The 15,780-nt window shown below is 69.7% G+C and carries 11 protein-coding genes; 5 read left to right on the forward strand and 6 right to left on the reverse strand.

What is annotated here, in order from left to right; all coding sequences use genetic code 11:
- Positions 1-480 precede the first annotated feature (480 nt).
- The 4 genes from PSS76_RS00005 to map are packed head-to-tail and all read right to left on the reverse strand — an operon-like array spanning position 481 to position 4,759.
- A complete protein-coding gene (locus tag PSS76_RS00005) occupies positions 481-969 on the reverse strand; it encodes a hypothetical protein (RefSeq protein ID WP_221285863.1) in 489 nt (162 codons plus the stop codon).
- A gap of 5 nt (positions 970-974) precedes the next feature.
- Positions 975-1,157 (reverse strand): hypothetical protein, encoded by a 183-nt coding sequence (locus PSS76_RS00010; protein WP_005516298.1) that lies wholly within the window; start codon positions 1,155-1,157, stop codon positions 975-977.
- A 14-nt stretch (positions 1,158-1,171) separates the two neighbouring features.
- On the reverse strand, positions 1,172-3,979 hold the full coding sequence (locus PSS76_RS00015) for an FAD-binding and (Fe-S)-binding domain-containing protein (protein WP_221285862.1): 2,808 nt from the start codon (positions 3,977-3,979) through the stop codon (positions 1,172-1,174).
- A 9-nt stretch (positions 3,980-3,988) separates the two neighbouring features.
- Positions 3,989-4,759 (reverse strand): type I methionyl aminopeptidase, encoded by a 771-nt coding sequence (map, locus tag PSS76_RS00020; RefSeq protein WP_064077077.1) that lies wholly within the window; start codon positions 4,757-4,759, stop codon positions 3,989-3,991.
- Positions 4,760-4,806: 47 nt separating this feature from the next.
- On the opposite strand from map, the gene PSS76_RS00025 reads away from it, so the two are divergent.
- Positions 4,807-5,088 (forward strand): helix-turn-helix domain-containing protein, encoded by a 282-nt coding sequence (locus PSS76_RS00025; protein ID WP_064077076.1) that lies wholly within the window; start codon positions 4,807-4,809, stop codon positions 5,086-5,088.
- Here the strand turns inward: PSS76_RS00025 and PSS76_RS00030 are convergent.
- A complete protein-coding gene (locus PSS76_RS00030) occupies positions 5,054-5,389 on the reverse strand; it encodes an ArsR/SmtB family transcription factor (protein WP_064077075.1) in 336 nt (111 codons plus the stop codon). The genes PSS76_RS00025 and PSS76_RS00030 overlap by 35 nt on opposite strands.
- Positions 5,376-5,825 carry an SRPBCC family protein gene (locus tag PSS76_RS00035; RefSeq protein ID WP_233282308.1) on the reverse strand — a complete coding sequence of 150 codons (450 nt, stop codon included), beginning with the start codon at positions 5,823-5,825 and terminating at the stop codon, positions 5,376-5,378. Before PSS76_RS00035 ends, PSS76_RS00030 begins: the two co-directional genes overlap by 14 nt.
- A 254-nt stretch (positions 5,826-6,079) precedes the next feature.
- On the opposite strand from PSS76_RS00035, the gene PSS76_RS00040 reads away from it, so the two are divergent.
- From PSS76_RS00040 to PSS76_RS00055, 4 genes are all read left to right on the forward strand, one after another.
- Positions 6,080-7,885, forward strand: coding sequence for a glycosyltransferase family protein (locus PSS76_RS00040; protein WP_064059754.1), 1,806 nt, complete (start codon positions 6,080-6,082; stop codon positions 7,883-7,885).
- Between the two features lie 28 nt (positions 7,886-7,913).
- Entirely contained in the window at positions 7,914-11,237 is a 3,324-nt protein-coding gene (locus PSS76_RS00045) for an arabinosyltransferase domain-containing protein (RefSeq protein WP_337455720.1), read from the forward strand.
- Positions 11,238-11,310: 73 nt separating this feature from the next.
- The gene (locus PSS76_RS00050) at positions 11,311-14,631 is read left to right on the forward strand and encodes an arabinosyltransferase domain-containing protein (protein WP_022593372.1); all 3,321 of its coding nucleotides are present in this window, start codon (positions 11,311-11,313) and stop codon (positions 14,629-14,631) included.
- A gap of 154 nt (positions 14,632-14,785) precedes the next feature.
- A complete protein-coding gene (locus PSS76_RS00055) occupies positions 14,786-15,754 on the forward strand; it encodes a hypothetical protein (RefSeq protein ID WP_044990275.1) in 969 nt (322 codons plus the stop codon).
- Positions 15,755-15,780 lie beyond the last annotated feature (26 nt).

Consider the following 15,780-nt stretch of genomic DNA (forward strand, 5'->3'; position numbering starts at 1 on the left):
GCAAAACCGGCAATCAGTCATAGACATCGAGTCAAATCACTAGCAAAATAAACTCAAACTAGCTGTTTGCGCTGACCATCCCAGACGGAAGAATGAGACAATCAGCAAATACCCACCACAAAAAGTGGTGGAGTACCAAAAATTGGCACTGACATTCATCGACACACTGTTGAGTTCTCAAAGAACACGCACACACCATCACTCGAAACACACAGTTTCTCGTTCCGGGGCAACCGTTCCAGCCTAACCCGCACCCGACGCCGACGCAAATCGGCGACCGGAAGGAATATCGGCAACCGCCAGGCGCTCCCCGTACAACCTCGTTTTCCCTCGCTGACCAGTGAAGATCGCGTCCGGGTCGGTGTCCGTGTCGCTCTGACCTGGAATAAGTTACGCGAACCGTTCGGCGATTGCCAAATCGGCTGGTCAACGCCTCGAACTATGTGCATCGGGTGCAGATACGTGACATCCGCGCCTCGACTATGGCATCTCGACGGTCTCCGCCCGGGCGATCTCTGCGATCGCGGCCTTCAGATAGCCGTGCGGCGAGGCGTCGGCCGTCACGAGGAGATCCGTCATCACCAGGACCGCACTTCGCAGGTACTCGGACGGGCCGATGCGCTGCGCGTCGTCGCTCATTTCCGTCAGCCCCAGCGATCCGGTGAGAACTGCGGCGAGAGCGGAGATGTCGAGACCGGGCAGCCATACGAGGGCGGCGCCGGCAACTCGCGTCAGCGCGTCCTGGATGTCGTCGCCGGAGAAACCGTCGGGGTGGAGGTCCTCGAGCAGCGCCCGGACCACACCCGCGTGCACGAGCGTCACCTGCTCGAACGGGAGAAGTCTCAGGTTCTCGATCTTCTCGACGAACTGCTCACCGTCGGCGGACCGCGCAGCGTTGATGGCGGCGTCCGTCGTCACCGCGATCTGCCGGGGCGTCGTGGGCCATTCGGCGGGCCAGCTGGTACCCATCCGCGTCAGACCGCCGCACTCAGCGCGACCGACAGCGGCACGGCCGTCAGACACAGCACCGCCGCCACCAGCAGGCCGATCACCAGTCGCTTGTCCCACTGCCCGCGCGCACCGCTCGCCGCCAGGACGAACAGCACGAATCCGATACAGACGGAGACGATCGTGACGAGGACCGGAGTGGAGAGCATGCCTGGATTGTGCCTCAGCCGCGTTTTCCCTGATCGGCCAGGAGTTGAGCCAGGTGAGTGCCCTGGCGCCGACCCAGATCGGCGATCTGAGTCCGGCACGAGTAGCCGTCGGCCAGGACGACGGTTTCGGGGCGGATTCTCTCGATCGTCGGTAGGAGTTGGTGCTCCGCGATCGCGACGGACACGTCGTAGTGCCCCCTCTCGACACCGAAGTTCCCGGCGAGTCCGCAGCAGCCGCCCAGGCGTTCCACCTGTGCGCCTGCGCGCTGCAACAACTGTGCGTCCGCATTCCACGTCATCACGGCGTGGTGGTGGCAGTGCGGTTGCGCGACGACGGTGGTGCCCGACAGATCCGGCGGCGACCAGCCGTCGCGGCCCGCGAGCAGCTCGGCGAGGGTGCGGGTGGACTCGGCGACGGCCCGGGCGTCGTCGGTGTCGAGCAGTTCGACGGCGTCGGCCCGCAGCACCGCCGTGCACGACGGCTCCATCCCGACGATCGGCGCTCCTGCTTCCGCCAGCGCTGTGACGGTGCGGCCGAGGATGCGCCGGGCCGTGTCGAGCTGACCGGTGGTGATCCACGTCAGACCGCAGCACTGCTGCTTCGGGGTGAGCTGCGGCCGGAAGCCGGCGTCTTCGAGCACCCGGACGGTCGCGATACCGACCTCGGGCGTGAAGTGATCGGTGAACGTGTCGACGAACAGCAGCACCGGGTCGCCGGTGGCGCGGCGCTGGGTGGCCGTCGACGCGAACCAGCGCCGGAACGACACGGGCGCGAACTGCGGGACGTGCCGGCGTCGGTCCGCTCCCCCGAGAGTCAGCGCGGCCGGCGCCACGCCCGGAAGCCTGGTGACGGCATTGACCAGCCGCGGCGCCCGCCCGGCGAGGGCCGCCCACCGGGGCAACCAGCCGAGTGAATAGTGCGACGCCGGGCGCAGCCGTCTCCGATAGCTCTGGTGCAGGACCTCCGACTTCCAGGAAGCCATGTCGACTCCGGTGGGGCAATCGGACGCGCAGCCCTTGCAGGACAGGCACAGGTCGAGGGCGTCGTGCACCTCCGGTGAACGCCAGCCGTCACGCACGAGGCTGCCGTTCACCATCTCCTGCAGGACGCGGGCACGTCCGCGCGTCGAATCCTTCTCTTCTCGTGTCGCCAGATAGGAGGGGCACATGACACCGCCGGCGCCGGTGGTGTCGGCGCGACACTTCCCGACACCCGTGCAGCGGTGTACGGCCTGGGCGAAGTCGCCGTCGTCGTCGCGGTAGGCGAGGGCGAGGCCCCGGCGCAGCGGCGCCGTCCGGGGGACGCGCAGGTCCGCGTCCACCGGCCGCGGGTCGACGAGGACGCCGGGATTGAGGACGTTGCCGGGATCGAAGATGTGCTTGACCGCACCGAAGAGCCGCAGCGCCTCGGGCGAGTACATGAGCGGTAGCAGTTCGCTGCGGGCGCGGCCGTCGCCGTGTTCGCCGGACAGTGATCCGTCGTAGCGGGCGACCAGTTCCGCAGCGGCGGTGAGGAAGCGTCGGAAGACGGCCGAACCGTCGGGCCGGTCCAGCGGCAGATCGAGGCGGATGTGCAGGCAGCCGTCGGCGAAATGACCGTAGGGAAGGCCGGTGATACCGAAGTCGGTGAGCAGGGCGTCGAAGTCACGCAGGTAGGGGCCCATCCGGTCGGGCGGGACGGCCGCGTCCTCCCAACCCGCATAGGCGGGCGCACCGGCGGGGCTGCGTCCGGCCAGGCCGGCGCCGTCCTCCCGGATCCGCCACAGCGCAGCGGCCCGGGCCGGGTCGTCGACGACGAGTGCGTCGACGGCACCGCAGCCGCCGGCCAGGGCTCGCGCCCGGTCGAGCACGTCGTCTCGGGACTCCCCCGCGATCTCGACGAACAGCCACGCCGCACCGTTCGGCAGTGGCGGCACCGCCTGCGGCCCCCGGCGATCGCGCACGACGTCGACCAGACGCGAATCGATGCCCTCGCACGCAGTGGGACGGAAACCGAGGACGGCCTTGGCGTCGTCGCCCGCGGACGCGATGTCGGGGTAGCCCAGCGCGACCAGCACACGGTGCGCCGGATCCCGCACCAGATTCACGGTGGCCTGCGTGACGATCCCGAGCGTGCCCTCGCTGCCGACGACGAACCTCCGGACGTCGAAGCCGTTCTCCGGCAGGAGGTGCTCGAGCGCGTATCCCGACGCCTGCCGACCGAAACGGCCGAATTCGGTTCGGATCGTGGCCAATCCGGCACGGGTGACGTCGCGGAGCCGGTCCAGGATCAGTGAGCCCGTCGCGGCCGGCAACGACAGCGCCTCACCCGTTCCGGCGAGAAACTCCAGACCGGCGACGTTGTCCGACGTGCGGCCGTAGCCGAGAGTTCTTGCGCCACAGGCATTGTTGCCGATCATGCCGCCGACGGTGCAGCGGTTGTGGGTGGACGGGTCGGGACCGAACCGCAGCCCGTGCGGCGCCGCCGCCCGCTGCAGCACCGCCTGTACGACACCCGGCTCGACGACGGCGGTGCGGGCCTCCGGGTCGACCGCCAGCACCCGGCCCAGGTGCCGGCTGAAATCGAGGACCACGCCCGGGCCGACCGCGTTGCCCGCGACCGACGTACCCGCGCCGCGCGCAGTGAGCGGCATCCCGGCGGCGCGGCAGACGTCGAGCACCGCCGCGACCTCGTCGACCGCGCGGGGGAAGACCACCGTCGTGGGCGGCACCCGGTACAGCGACGCGTCCGACGAGTACATCGCCCGGGTGGTGCCGTCGGCGCGAACGTCCCGCACCCCCGCGCGGCGCAGCGCGTCGGAGATCGGCGTCCAGTCCGGCATAGGTGCAGCCTAGTGCCGCGCCGTGAGCACCACCGGGCCGTCGTCGGTGATCGCGACGGTGTGCTCGCTGTGCGCGGCGCGGGCCCCCGTGACGGTTCGCAACGTCCAGCCGTCGGCGTCGTGCCGGTAGTCGTCGGACCCGTCGGCGATGAGCATCGGCTCGATCGCGAGGACCAGACCGTCGCGCAGCCGCATGCCCCGTCCGGCGCGGGCCTCGTTGGGCACGTCCGGGCTCTCGTGCATGACCCGGCCGATGCCGTGGCCACCGTGGTCGGCGAGCAGCCCGAAACCGCGACTGCGGGCGAACGTACCGATCGCGGCGCCGATGTCGCCGAGACGGTTCCCGACTCGCGCGGCCTCGATCCCGCGACGAAGGGCCTCGTCCGTGGCCGCGACCAACGCCTCGTCGGCGGGGTTCGCGGCGCCGACGACGAAACTGATCGCCGAGTCGCCGCACCAGCCGTTCAGCCTCGCGCCGCCGTCGATGCTCACCAAGTCACCGTCGCGAAGCCGGTAGCCCGACGGGATACCGTGCACCACAGCATCGTTCACGGACGTGCAGAGCACCCCCGGGAACGGGGTGGCGGCCCAGTTCGGCCGGTAGTTCAGAAAGAGCGGCTCCGCGCCGGCATCGGCGACGACGCGGGCGGCCACGGCGTCGAGTTCGCGCAGACTCACCCCCACCTGCGCGTGAGCACGCGCCGCCGCGAGCGCGTCCGCGACCACGCGGCCCGCCGCTCGCATCCCCTGGATCTCGGATTCGGTCTTGAGTTCGACCACCACACACCTCCGGTTCGAATAACTATACCGGTATTACTATATGCAGCATGGTGCGTGTGCCGTTGACGGCGGAGGAACTCGAACGTGGACAGAGGCTCGGTGAGCTGCTGCGATCCGCGCGAGGCGAAACGAGCATGGTGCAGGTGGCGCTGGACGCCGGGATCTCCGTGGAGACGCTGCGCAAGATCGAGACCGGGCGCATCGCGACGCCGGCGTTCTTCACCATCACCGCCGTCGCGCGCGTCCTCGACATCTCCCTCGACGACATCGCCGCCGCCCTCGACCCCGACGCGGTCAGTCCCGAACGGGCGCCTCGGCGCGCATCTTGATCCGCGCGAGGCGACGGTCCCAACCGGACGCGATCCGCTCGAGCTGAGCGGCCGCCTCGCTCAGCCGCGCACCGACCGCGACGAACCGCACCTCCCGGCCGTCCCGCTCGGGCACGACCAGACCGACGTCCTGCAGCACCGCGAGATGCTTGGCGATCGCCTGCCGCGACACCGGCAACTCCCGGGCCAGCGCCGACGCGGACGCCGGATGCCGTCCGAGCCGCAGCAGGATGTCCCACCGGGTGTCGTCGGCGAGGGCCGCGAACACCACGGGAGCAGCGGAGGGGTCACCCGACGGCATCCACGGCCTCCAGGTGACTCTTCGCGAGCGCCATCTCGATCGCCCAGCCCTCGACGTTTCCGTCGTACTTCTCGCGACGCTCCAGTTCGGTGCCCGGCAGCGCCGCGAATCCCGTCTCGACCACCGTCAGCGTCACCCGCCCCGGCGCCACCTCCGCGATCGTGAACTCCACGAGCGTCGACGGACTGTCGGCTACGGCGGGGTCGGCGAGCCAGCGAAAGGCCGCGTAACGAGGTTCGTCCAGGTGCACGGTCGCGAAGGCGAATTCGCCGTGCACGGGGTCGTGCACGACGTCCAGCTCACCGCGACTCTCGATCCGGTGCTCCACGATCCGTTCGTCGTTGATGTACCAGCCGGGTTCGCTGATCAGCTTCCACACCCGCGACGCCGGGGCGTCGATCTCCACGGTTCGTTCGATTCGGTCCAGCGCGTCCATCGGTCCCATCCCTCCGGTTCGGCGAATACCTGCAACTTCAGGGTTGCACCTACGTTGGCCCAGCGCAACCCTCCGGTTGCATCAATTCGACGGCACCGAAAGCTCCGACCGACCTATCCCCTATGCCCGTTACGCCCCCGAGGCCCACCACTTCTCACAGGTAGGACCCAGGTAGCTGCGGTATTCTCGCCTCCGGCCAACCGACGGCTGCGCGGCGCCACGCCCCACCGTCCAGCATTACGGAAAGGGGCGATGTGAGCGAGATTCTGCAACTGTCAGACGGGAGCGCGTCGTCCCCGGCGACGACGACCACGACGACCCGACCGGCCACCACCCGCGCCGGGCGGATCCGGATCGCACCGGCCGACCTCGTCGCCACCGCATCGTTCCTCGCTCTGGCCGTGTTCGTCCTCGGACGTCAGTGGAAGCACCTCGGCGACGGCTATCTGATCCGCAGCGGCCAGGACCAGACGATGTGGGAATGGTTCTTCGCGGTCACCGCGCACTCCCTCGCGAATTTCGAGAACCCGCTGTCGAGCACGCTGCAGAACTATCCGCTCGGCGTGAACCTGATGGCGAACACCGCGATGTTCGGTGTCAGCGTCCCGCTCGCCCCCATCACGCTCGTCTTCGGTCCCACCGTGACGTTCACGCTCGCACTCACACTCGGCCTCGCCGGGACCGCGACGGCCTGGTACTGGGTGCTGTCACGGCACGTAGTGCAGTCCCGGTTCGCTGCCGCTGTGGGCGGCGTCTTCTGCGGCTTCGCGCCCGCGATGATCTCGCACACCAACGGCCACCCGAACTTCGTCGCACTGTTCCTGCTGCCGTTCATCGCCCTGCTGGTCATCAGGCTCGCGAGCGGTGAACGACCGATCCGCAACGGTGTGATGCTCGGCCTCGCCGTCGCGTACCAGATCTTCCTCGGCGAAGAGCCGCTCCTGATCTATTCGATCGCGTTCGTCGTCTTCGGCATCGCCTACGGCGCGTCGCGACCCGGGGAAGCGATCGCGGCGGCCAGGCGCGGCGTCAAGGGGCTGTGCGTGGCCGGCGTCGTCGCGCTCGCGATCGTCGCGGTCCCGCTGTGGTGGCAGTTCCTCGGACCGCAGAGCTACCACTCGATCGAACACGGCCCGGTCGGCAACGACGTCAACGCCTTCACCCGCTTCCCGACCCAGTCCCTCGCGGGCGATCCCGGGTCCGCGGCCGGACTGTCGATGAACGCGACCGAGGAGAACGCGTTCTTCGGTTGGCCACTGCTGCTGCTGGTCGCGATGACCGCAGTGTGGTTGTGGCGGGTGCCGATGGCCCGTGCCGCCGCCGCGACCGTGGCGGCGATGGGCGTCCTCTCGCTCGGCGTGGAACTGACCGTCGCGCACACCGACACCGGGATCACGCTGCCGTGGGCCTGGTTCGCGAAACTGCCGCTGCTCGAATCCGTCCTCGAATCCCGCTTCGCGATGGGCTGCATCCCGGCCATCGCGATCCTGCTCGCGCTCGGCACCGACCGCGCGATCGCCGCCGGACGCGTCGGCCAGCGCTCCACGACCCTGTTGTGGCTCGGCTGGCTCGCCGTCTCGCTACTGCCGCTCGCGCCGGCCCCGCTGGAAGTGGCGCACCGGGCCCCCACTCCGGCGTTCTTCGCCGACGGCACGTGGCGCTCCTACGTCTCCGACGGATCCGTCGTCACGGTTCCGCTCCCCCGGCCCGAGGATGCCAAGGCTTTGCAATGGCAGGTCGGGCAGAAGTTCGGGTATCCCATCGCCGGCGGCTACTTCGTCGGCCCCGCCGGCCCCGAGGACAAGGGCAAGTACGGCCCCGACGACCGCCCGACCGCGCTGCTGCTCGCCAAGGCGCAGGGCACCGGCGTGGTGCCGCCCGTCGACGACGCCACCCGCGCCACCGCACTCGACGACCTGCGGTTCTGGAACGCCGACGTCGTCGTGCTGCCGCCCGGGAAGAACCAGCAGGCGCTGCACACCACCCTCGAACGACTCCTCGGCGTCGACGGCCGCTGGGTGGACGGCGTCTGGGCCTGGGACGTGCGGAATCTGACGTGACCCGCGCGCTCCCCTAGAGTCGAGTCTCGTGCCAGACGACGTGACAGCCCCCGCCCAGGTCGACTCGAGCCGCAAGGCGAGCGGGGTTCGAACCGCTCGCCTCGTCGCGATCGTCACCGGTCTGCTCGGCGCGATCCTCGCGCTCGCCACCCCGTTCCTGCCGGTGCAGCAGGATGCGGCGTCGATCAGCTGGCCGCAGAACGGCAGCCTCACGAACGTCGAGGCGCCGCTCGTCTCCTACACACCGCAGCAACTGCACGTGAGCATCCCGTGCACCGCCGTCGGCCAGCTGACCGAGAAGGGCGGCGCTCTCGTCTCGACGGTCCCGACGTCCGCCGGACGCGCCGAGGCCGACGGCCTCGTGATCAAGGTGGACGCCGCGTCCGACGGCGAACCCGCCCGGCTGCGAGCGATCCTGCGCGACACCGCGCTGCTCTCGCTGCCCCTCGACGACCTGCGCGGCTGCACCGAGATCGTCGTGACGTCCGACTCGCAGGGCACCACCGCCGCCGTCGCCGGTATCCCCGACCAGGAGGCGACCGTCGTCGACGGCGACGTCCGTCCACAGATGGTCGGCGTCTTCACCGATCTGCAGGGCACCCCGCCGGCCGGGCTCGACGTCCGCGCCGACCTCGACTCGCGCTTCTCGTCGAGCCCCACGCTGATCAAACTGGTGGCGATGATCGGTGCAGTGCTCGCCACGATCGTCTCGCTGGTCGCCCTGCACCGCCTCGACGGCATCGACGGCCGCCGCACCCGCCGCTTCCTCCCGGCCCGGTGGTGGCGGTTCACCGGCATCGACGCGGTCGTCATCGGTGGACTGCTGCTGTGGCACGTGATCGGCGCCAACACGTCCGACGACGGCTATCTACTCAACATGGCTCGCGTCTCCGAGCACGCCGGCTACATGGCCAACTACTTCCGCTGGTTCGGCGTCCCCGAAGCGCCGTTCGGCTGGTACTACGACGTCCTCGTGCTGTTCACGAAGGTGAGCACCGCCAGCATGTGGATGCGCCTGCCCGCGCTGATCGCCGGAATCCTCTGCTGGATGATCATCAGCCGCGAGGTGATCCCCCGCCTCGGCCGCACCGTCCGCCGCAACAGCGTCGCGATGTGGACCGCGGGCCTGGTGTTCCTCGCGTTCTGGCTACCGTTCAACAACGGACTGCGGCCCGAACCGATCATCGCCCTCGGCGCGCTGCTCACGTGGTGCTCGATCGAACGCGCGATCGCAACCGGACGCATGCTGCCCGCCGCCGTCGCGGTGCTGATCGCCGCGTTCTCCCTCGCCGCCGGACCGTCCGGGCTCATCGCGATCGCCGCACTCATCGCCGGCGCCCGGTCGATCGTGCAGATCGCCGTCCGGCGCGCCCCGAAGGTCGGCGTAGTCGGCCAGATCGCGCCGATTCTCGCGTCCGGCACCGTCGTACTCGTCGCCGTGTTCGCCGACCAGACCCTCGCCTCGGTGCTCGAGGCGACGCGCGTGCGCACCGCCGTCGGCCCGAACGTCGCCTGGTTCGACGAGCGGGTCCGCTGGGACGCCCTGCTCAACGTCTCCCCCGACGGCTCGCTGGCGCGCCGCTTCGCGGTCTTCGCGATGCTGCTGTGCCTGATCGTGTGCATCCTGATGCTGCTGCGCCGCGGCGGGAAGATCCCCGGCACCGCGATCGGCCCGTCCCGCCGCATCCTCGGCATCATCTTCGCGTCACTGCTGCTGATGAGCTTCACACCGACCAAGTGGACCCACCACTTCGGCGTGTACGCGGGCCTGGCCGGATCCGTCGCCGCGCTCGCCGCCGTCGCGGTCGCCGGCGCCAGCCTGCGCTCCAAGCGCAACCGCACCCTGTTCGCCGCGGCGGTGCTGTTCATCCTGACGATGTCGTTCACCGGCCCCAACGGCTGGTGGTACGTGTCCAGCTACGGCGTGCCGTGGTGGGACAAGCCGCCGTCCATCGGCGGCAAGGGCTTCTCGACCGCACTGCTCGGGCTGACGGTCCTCGCGCTGTTGCTCGCGGCCTGGTTCCACATCCGCGAACCGTACGAGCGCGCCAGGGACGCGAAGAATGCCGGGACCGCCGCACCGAACGGCAACGGCCGGCTCGCCCGCATCCGCCGGTGGTCGCCCGCGCCACTGACGCTGGCCGCGGCCGCCGTCGTGCTGTTCGAGGTGCTCTCGCTCCTCAAGGGCGCCGTCGCGCAGTACCCGTCGTACTCGATCGCGCACGCGAACCTGCGCTCCGCAGCCGGAAACTCGTGCGCGCTCGCCGACTACGTCCTCGTCGAGGACGACACGAACGCCTCCGTGCTGCGACTGCTGGACCAGCCGACCGATCTCGCGGGCGCCGGCGCCTTCGGGGCCACCGCGGCGACCGGCTTCACCGCGGACGGCGTCGCCCGCGACCTCACCGCCGACAAGGAGACCGTCGCGACCGGCGGCGCCAACTCCGTCGACGCCGACTCCGATTCGGGTCAGAGCACCACCGGCACCGGCGCCGGCACGGGCGGCGGCACCGAGGCGTCCACCGGGGTCAACGGCAGCTCCGTGTCCCTGCCGTTCGGGCTGTCCCCGGCCACCACCCCGGTGCTCGGCAGCTACCAGTCCGGCGCCCAGGAGTCCGCCGAACTGGTCACCGGCTGGTACGGCCTCCCCGACCGCAGCGACGACGCCCCGATCCTGTCGATCGCGGCGGCCGGACGCATCCACTCCGTCGATCCCGACGGCATCGTCACCGACGGCCAGCTACTCGACGTCGAGTACGGCACACGGCAGGCGGACGGCAGCGTCGAGGCCCTCGGCCGCATCGCACCCATCGACATCGGACCGGCACCGTCGTGGCGGAACCTGCGGGTGCCGCTCGACCAGCTGCCCGCCGGCGCGAACGCCGTCCGGCTCGTCGCGTCCGACACCGGTCTCGCCCCCGACCAGTGGCTGGCCGTCACCCCGCCGCGCGTACCGCGCATGCAGACCCTGCAGACCGTCGTCGGCAGCAGCGCACCCGTGCTGCTCGACTGGTCGGTGGGCCTGGCGTTCCCGTGCCAGCGCCCGTTCGCGCACCGGGACGGCGTCGCCGAGATCCCCGAGTACCGCATCCTGCCCGACCGGGTGGGCGCCCAGGCCACCAACGCGTGGCAGGACGCGATCGGTGGCGGACCGCTCGGCTGGACGCCGTTGCTGCTGAACGCCGAGACCATCCCGACCTACCTGGACGGCGACTGGCGGCGGGACTGGGGTTCCCTCGAACGATTCACCCCGATCGTCGAATCGGCGCAGCCCGCGCAGGTGGATGTCGAGCAGATCACCCGGTCGGGCCTGTGGTCGCCGGGCCCGATCCGGGAGACCCCACCCGCTTGACCAGCCTGTGAAGTAACTGAGAGCCGGTGACCTCGTTCGGATAACGAAAACATCTCGCCTACGATCGAACACCGTGCCCGACGTTGTGACAGTCCCCGCTCCCGGACCCGAAGCAGGCTCACCGCCGCCGGCTTCCCGACCCCGAAAAGCGGATCTCCGCAACGCTCGGCTGATCGCCGTCGTCACCGGCCTGGTCGGCCTACTGCTGGCGCTGGCGACGCCGTTCCTGCCGGTCACCCAGACCGCAGCGAGCGTGTCGTGGCCCGAGAACGGCGTCGCCGCCAACGTCGAGGCGCCGCTGATGTCGCAGGTACCGACGTCGCTGTCCGCGACGATCCCCTGCCGGGCCGTCGCCGAGATGCCCGAGGCCGGCGGCATCCTGCTCGCCACCGCGCCCGCCCAGGGTGAGGACGCGCCCGTCAACGCGATGTTCGTGCGCGTGTCCAGCGAGTCCGTCGACGTCCTCAACCGGAACGTCGTCATCGCCACCGCGCCGCGCGAAGACGTCGAATCCGGCTGCAGCGAGATCTCCATCGCCTCCGACGTCAACGGCACCACCGCCGAATTCGTCGGCCTCACCGACGACGACGGCAAGCCGCTCGTCGGCGAGATGATGTTCGACTACCGGCCGCAGGTCGTCGGCATCTTCACCGACCTCGCCGGCAAGAGCGTCCCGGGTCTGCAGTTCTCGATGGACATCGACTCCCGGTTCTCGTCGAGCCCCACCGCGGTCAAGCTGATCGCGATGATCGGCGCGATCCTCGCCACCCTGATCTCGCTCGTCGCCCTGCACCGCCTCGACGGCGCGGACGGTCGTCGGGCCCGCCGCTTCCTGCCGTCCCGCTGGTGGAAGCTCACCGCGGTCGACGGCGTCGTCGTCGGCACCCTCGTCGGCTGGCACTTCTTCGGCGCCAACACCGCCGACGACGGCTACCTGCTCACGATGGCCCGCGCGTCCGAGCACTCGGGCTACATGGCCAACTACTTCCGCTGGTTCGGCGTCCCCGAGGCCCCGTTCGGCTGGTACTACGACGTCCTCGCCCTCATGGCGAAGATCTCCACCGCGAGCCCGTGGATGCGTCTGCCCGCGCTCCTCGCCGCGATCCTGTGCTGGATGGTCATCAGCCGCGAGGTGATCCCGCGCCTCGGACGGGCGGTACGCCACAACCGTGTCGCGCTGTGGACCGCGGGCCTGGTGTTCCTCGCGTTCTGGCTGCCCTACAACAACGGTCTGCGCCCCGAACCGATCGTCGCCGTCGGCGCGCTGCTGACCTGGTGCTCGATCGAACGTGCCATCGGCACACGACGCCTGCTGCCCGCCGCGATCGCCGCCCTCGTCGGCGCGTTCACGCTGGCCGCGGCCCCCACCGGACTGATGTGTATCGCCGCGCTGCTGGCCGGTCTGCGCCCCATCACCCGGCTCATCGTCCGACGGCGCCACCAGGTGGGCACCTTCTCGCAGCTGCTGCCGCTCGCCGCGGCCGGCACGCTGGTCCTGGTCGTCGTCTTCGCCGACCAGACGTTCTCCACCGTCATGGAAGCCACCCGGGTCCGCACGATCATCGGCCCGAACCTGGAGTGGTTCCAGGACTACCAGCGCTACTACTTCCTGTTCGTCCAGACCACCGACGGCTCGCTCGCCCGCCGCTTCGCGTTCCTGACGATGCTGCTGTGCCTGTTCACGGTGCTGTTCGTGTTCCTGCGCCGCAAGCGGATCCCCGGCGTCGCCGCCGGTCCGTCGTGGCGTCTGATGGGCATCGTCTTCGGAACGATGTTCTTCATGATGTTCAACCCCACGAAGTGGACCCACCACTTCGGGGCGTACGCGGGCATCGCCGGCTCACTGGCCGCGCTCACCGCCGTCGTCGTGTCCGCCAGCGCACTGCGCTCGCGGCGCAACCGCACGATGTTCCTCGCCGGACTGTTGTTCGTGCTGGCGCTGTCGTTCTCCGGCATCAACGGCTACTGGTACGTCTCCAGCTACGGCGTCCCGTGGTTCGACAAGACCGTGCAGCTCAGCGGCCGCGAATCGAGCACCCTGTTCCTGGTGCTGTTCGGCCTGTCCGTCGCACTCGTCGCATGGCAGTACCTGCGCGAGGGCTACGCGCCGCCGCCGGCGAAGCCCGGCACCGCCAAGGGCCGACGGATCCGCAAGTTCGCGGCCGCACCGCTCACCGTCGTCGCCGGCGCCATGGTGCTGTTCGAGGTCCTGTCGATGCTCAAGGGCGCCGTATCGCAGTACCCCGCGTACTCGCTCGGCCGCTCCAACGTCGAGGCCCTCGCCGGCAAGACCTGTGGTCTCGCCGAGGACGTGCTGGTGGAATCGGACCCCAACGACGGCGCGCTCACCCCCATCGCAGACCCCGCCAACCCACTCGCCGACCCGAGCGATCCGCTCGCCGGCAGTAAGCCCGTCGGCTTCACCCCCAACGGTGTGCCTGACGACCTGACCGCCGACTACGTCGAGGTCAAGGCCGGCATGGGCAACACCGACGGCCAGAGCATCGGACCGAGCTTCGAGACCGGCTCCGGCTCCGGCACCACCGGCGGCGTCGGCGCGCTCGGCGTCAACGGCAGCACCGTCAAACTGCCGTTCGGCCTCGACCCGGCCCGCACCCCCGTCCTCGGCAGCTACCAGGACGGCATCCAGCAGTCGGCGTCCGTCGTGTCCAGCTGGTACCAGCTGCCCGAACGCAGCGACGACTCCCCGCTCGTCGTGCTGTCCGCCGCAGGCCGCATCTTCTCCGTCGACCAGATCAGCGGACAGACCAACTACGGCCAGTCCCTCGTCGTCGAATACGGCAAGCGGCAGGCCGACGGCACCGTCGACGTCCAAGGCACCTACGTGCCCCGCGACATCGGCCCCGCCCCGTCGTGGCGCAACCTGCGCGTCCCGATCGACGAACTACCCGCCGACACCGACGTCGTGCGGATCAACGCCAGCGACCCCAACCTCACCGGCGACCAGTGGCTCGCATTCACGCCGCCCCGCGTCCCGAAGCTCCAATCGCTCGGCACCGTCGTCGGCAACGAACGACCCGTCCTACTGGACTGGGCCGTCGGACTGCAGTTCCCGTGCCAACGCCCGTTCGACCACCTCAACGGCGTCGCCGAGATGCCCGAGTACCGGATCCTGCCGGACCGGCCCCTCGCGGTCAGCTCCACCGACACCTGGCAGTCCCTCGAGAACGGCGGCCCCCTCGGCTGGACCGAAATGCTCTCCAGCGCCACCACCATCCCGACCTACCTGAACCACGACTGGGGCCGCGACTGGGGCTCGCTCGAACGGTACGACCGGCACTACCCCGACGCCCAGCCCACCACCGTCGAGACCCGCGAAGTCACCCGATCCGGCTTCTGGTCGCCAGGCACCATGCGGGTGTACGAGCCGTAGGCTGGTTTCTTCTCAGCTGAAGGGTCCCTTCATGCGCTCCCAGCGTATGAAGGGACCCTTCAGCTTTATCCACAGCCGCACGTTCATCCACAGGCGGGCGCATCCGCGTCGCTCGTAAGCTCTGCCCCACCGGACCGTGCACCAAGCTGTGCGCATGGGACGACGACATTGGAGCGCGGACGCACTTCGCGAGCTCCGCCGCTTCGCGGTCAGCGGCATCGTGCGGGTGCGAGACCTTCTCGAAGCCGGGATGTCCGGTTCGGCGATCAGCTTTCGATGCAGGCCCGAGGGGCCGTGGCAACGAATACTGCCCGGCCTCGTGCTCATGCACAACGGCGTACCGAGTCAGCGCGAGCGGCGCACCGCGGCGTTGCTCTACTGCGGAACCGGCTCGATGCTGACCGGGCGCGCGGCGCTGGCCGAACACGGATACCGATCATCCGAATCGTTCTCCGACGTGCATGTGCTCCTCGACCATTCGCGGCGGATGCAGTCGACGGGCTTCCTCGTCGTGGAGCGGACGACCCGGCTACCGACGCCGGTGGATCGGAGTGGACTCGCCTGCAGCCCGCTACCCCGAGCGCTGCTCGATGCCGCCAGACGATGCACCACAACCTCTGCAGCACGGGCGCTACTTGCGGAGGCAGTGCAGCGTGGCGATGTCTCGCCCGCCACGCTCGCAGACGAACTCGAGTCGGGCAGCAATCGTGGATCGGCACTACCCAGGAAAATTCTGCGCGAGGTCAGCGCCGACATCCATTCCGTGGCCGAGGCCGACGCCCGACAGTTGTGGCTCCGAAGCGGTCTTCCGCCGATGTACTTCAACCGCGAGATCGAGACGAGGGCGGGCACATTCGTGGCACGACCCGACGGTTGGATCGACGACGTCGCCCTCGCGTGGGAAATCGACTCGCTCGACTGGCATCTGTCACCCGACGAGTACGACGCCACGCTCGCACGGCGGGCACGCATGCAAAGCGAGGGCATCATCGTGCTCGCCGTCATCCCACGGCAGTTGCGGGACTCCCCGGAACGCGCGCTGGCAGACCTGCGCGCGCACTACGAACTGGCGCGGTCCAGACCGCGGCCACCGCTCCGCATGCGGCCCCGGCCGACCCACTGAAGAGCTGAAGGGACCATTCATGCGCT

This window comes from Prescottella sp. D32, from assembly GCF_037287305.1.
Taxonomy (GTDB): domain Bacteria; phylum Actinomycetota; class Actinomycetes; order Mycobacteriales; family Mycobacteriaceae; genus Prescottella; species Prescottella equi.

Coding starts and splice junctions, on each gene's coding strand:
- PSS76_RS00005 (WP_221285863.1), bottom strand. CDS start 969: ATGGGTACCAGCTGGCCCGCCGAATGGCCCACGACGCCCCGGCAGATC.
- PSS76_RS00010 (WP_005516298.1), bottom strand. CDS start 1,157: ATGCTCTCCACTCCGGTCCTCGTCACGATCGTCTCCGTCTGTATCGGA.
- PSS76_RS00015 (WP_221285862.1), bottom strand. CDS start 3,979: ATGCCGGACTGGACGCCGATCTCCGACGCGCTGCGCCGCGCGGGGGTG.
- PSS76_RS00025 (WP_064077076.1), top strand. CDS start 4,807: ATGGTGCGTGTGCCGTTGACGGCGGAGGAACTCGAACGTGGACAGAGG.
- PSS76_RS00030 (WP_064077075.1), bottom strand. CDS start 5,389: ATGCCGTCGGGTGACCCCTCCGCTGCTCCCGTGGTGTTCGCGGCCCTC.
- PSS76_RS00035 (WP_233282308.1), bottom strand. CDS start 5,825: ATGGACGCGCTGGACCGAATCGAACGAACCGTGGAGATCGACGCCCCG.
- PSS76_RS00055 (WP_044990275.1), top strand. CDS start 14,786: ATGGGACGACGACATTGGAGCGCGGACGCACTTCGCGAGCTCCGCCGC.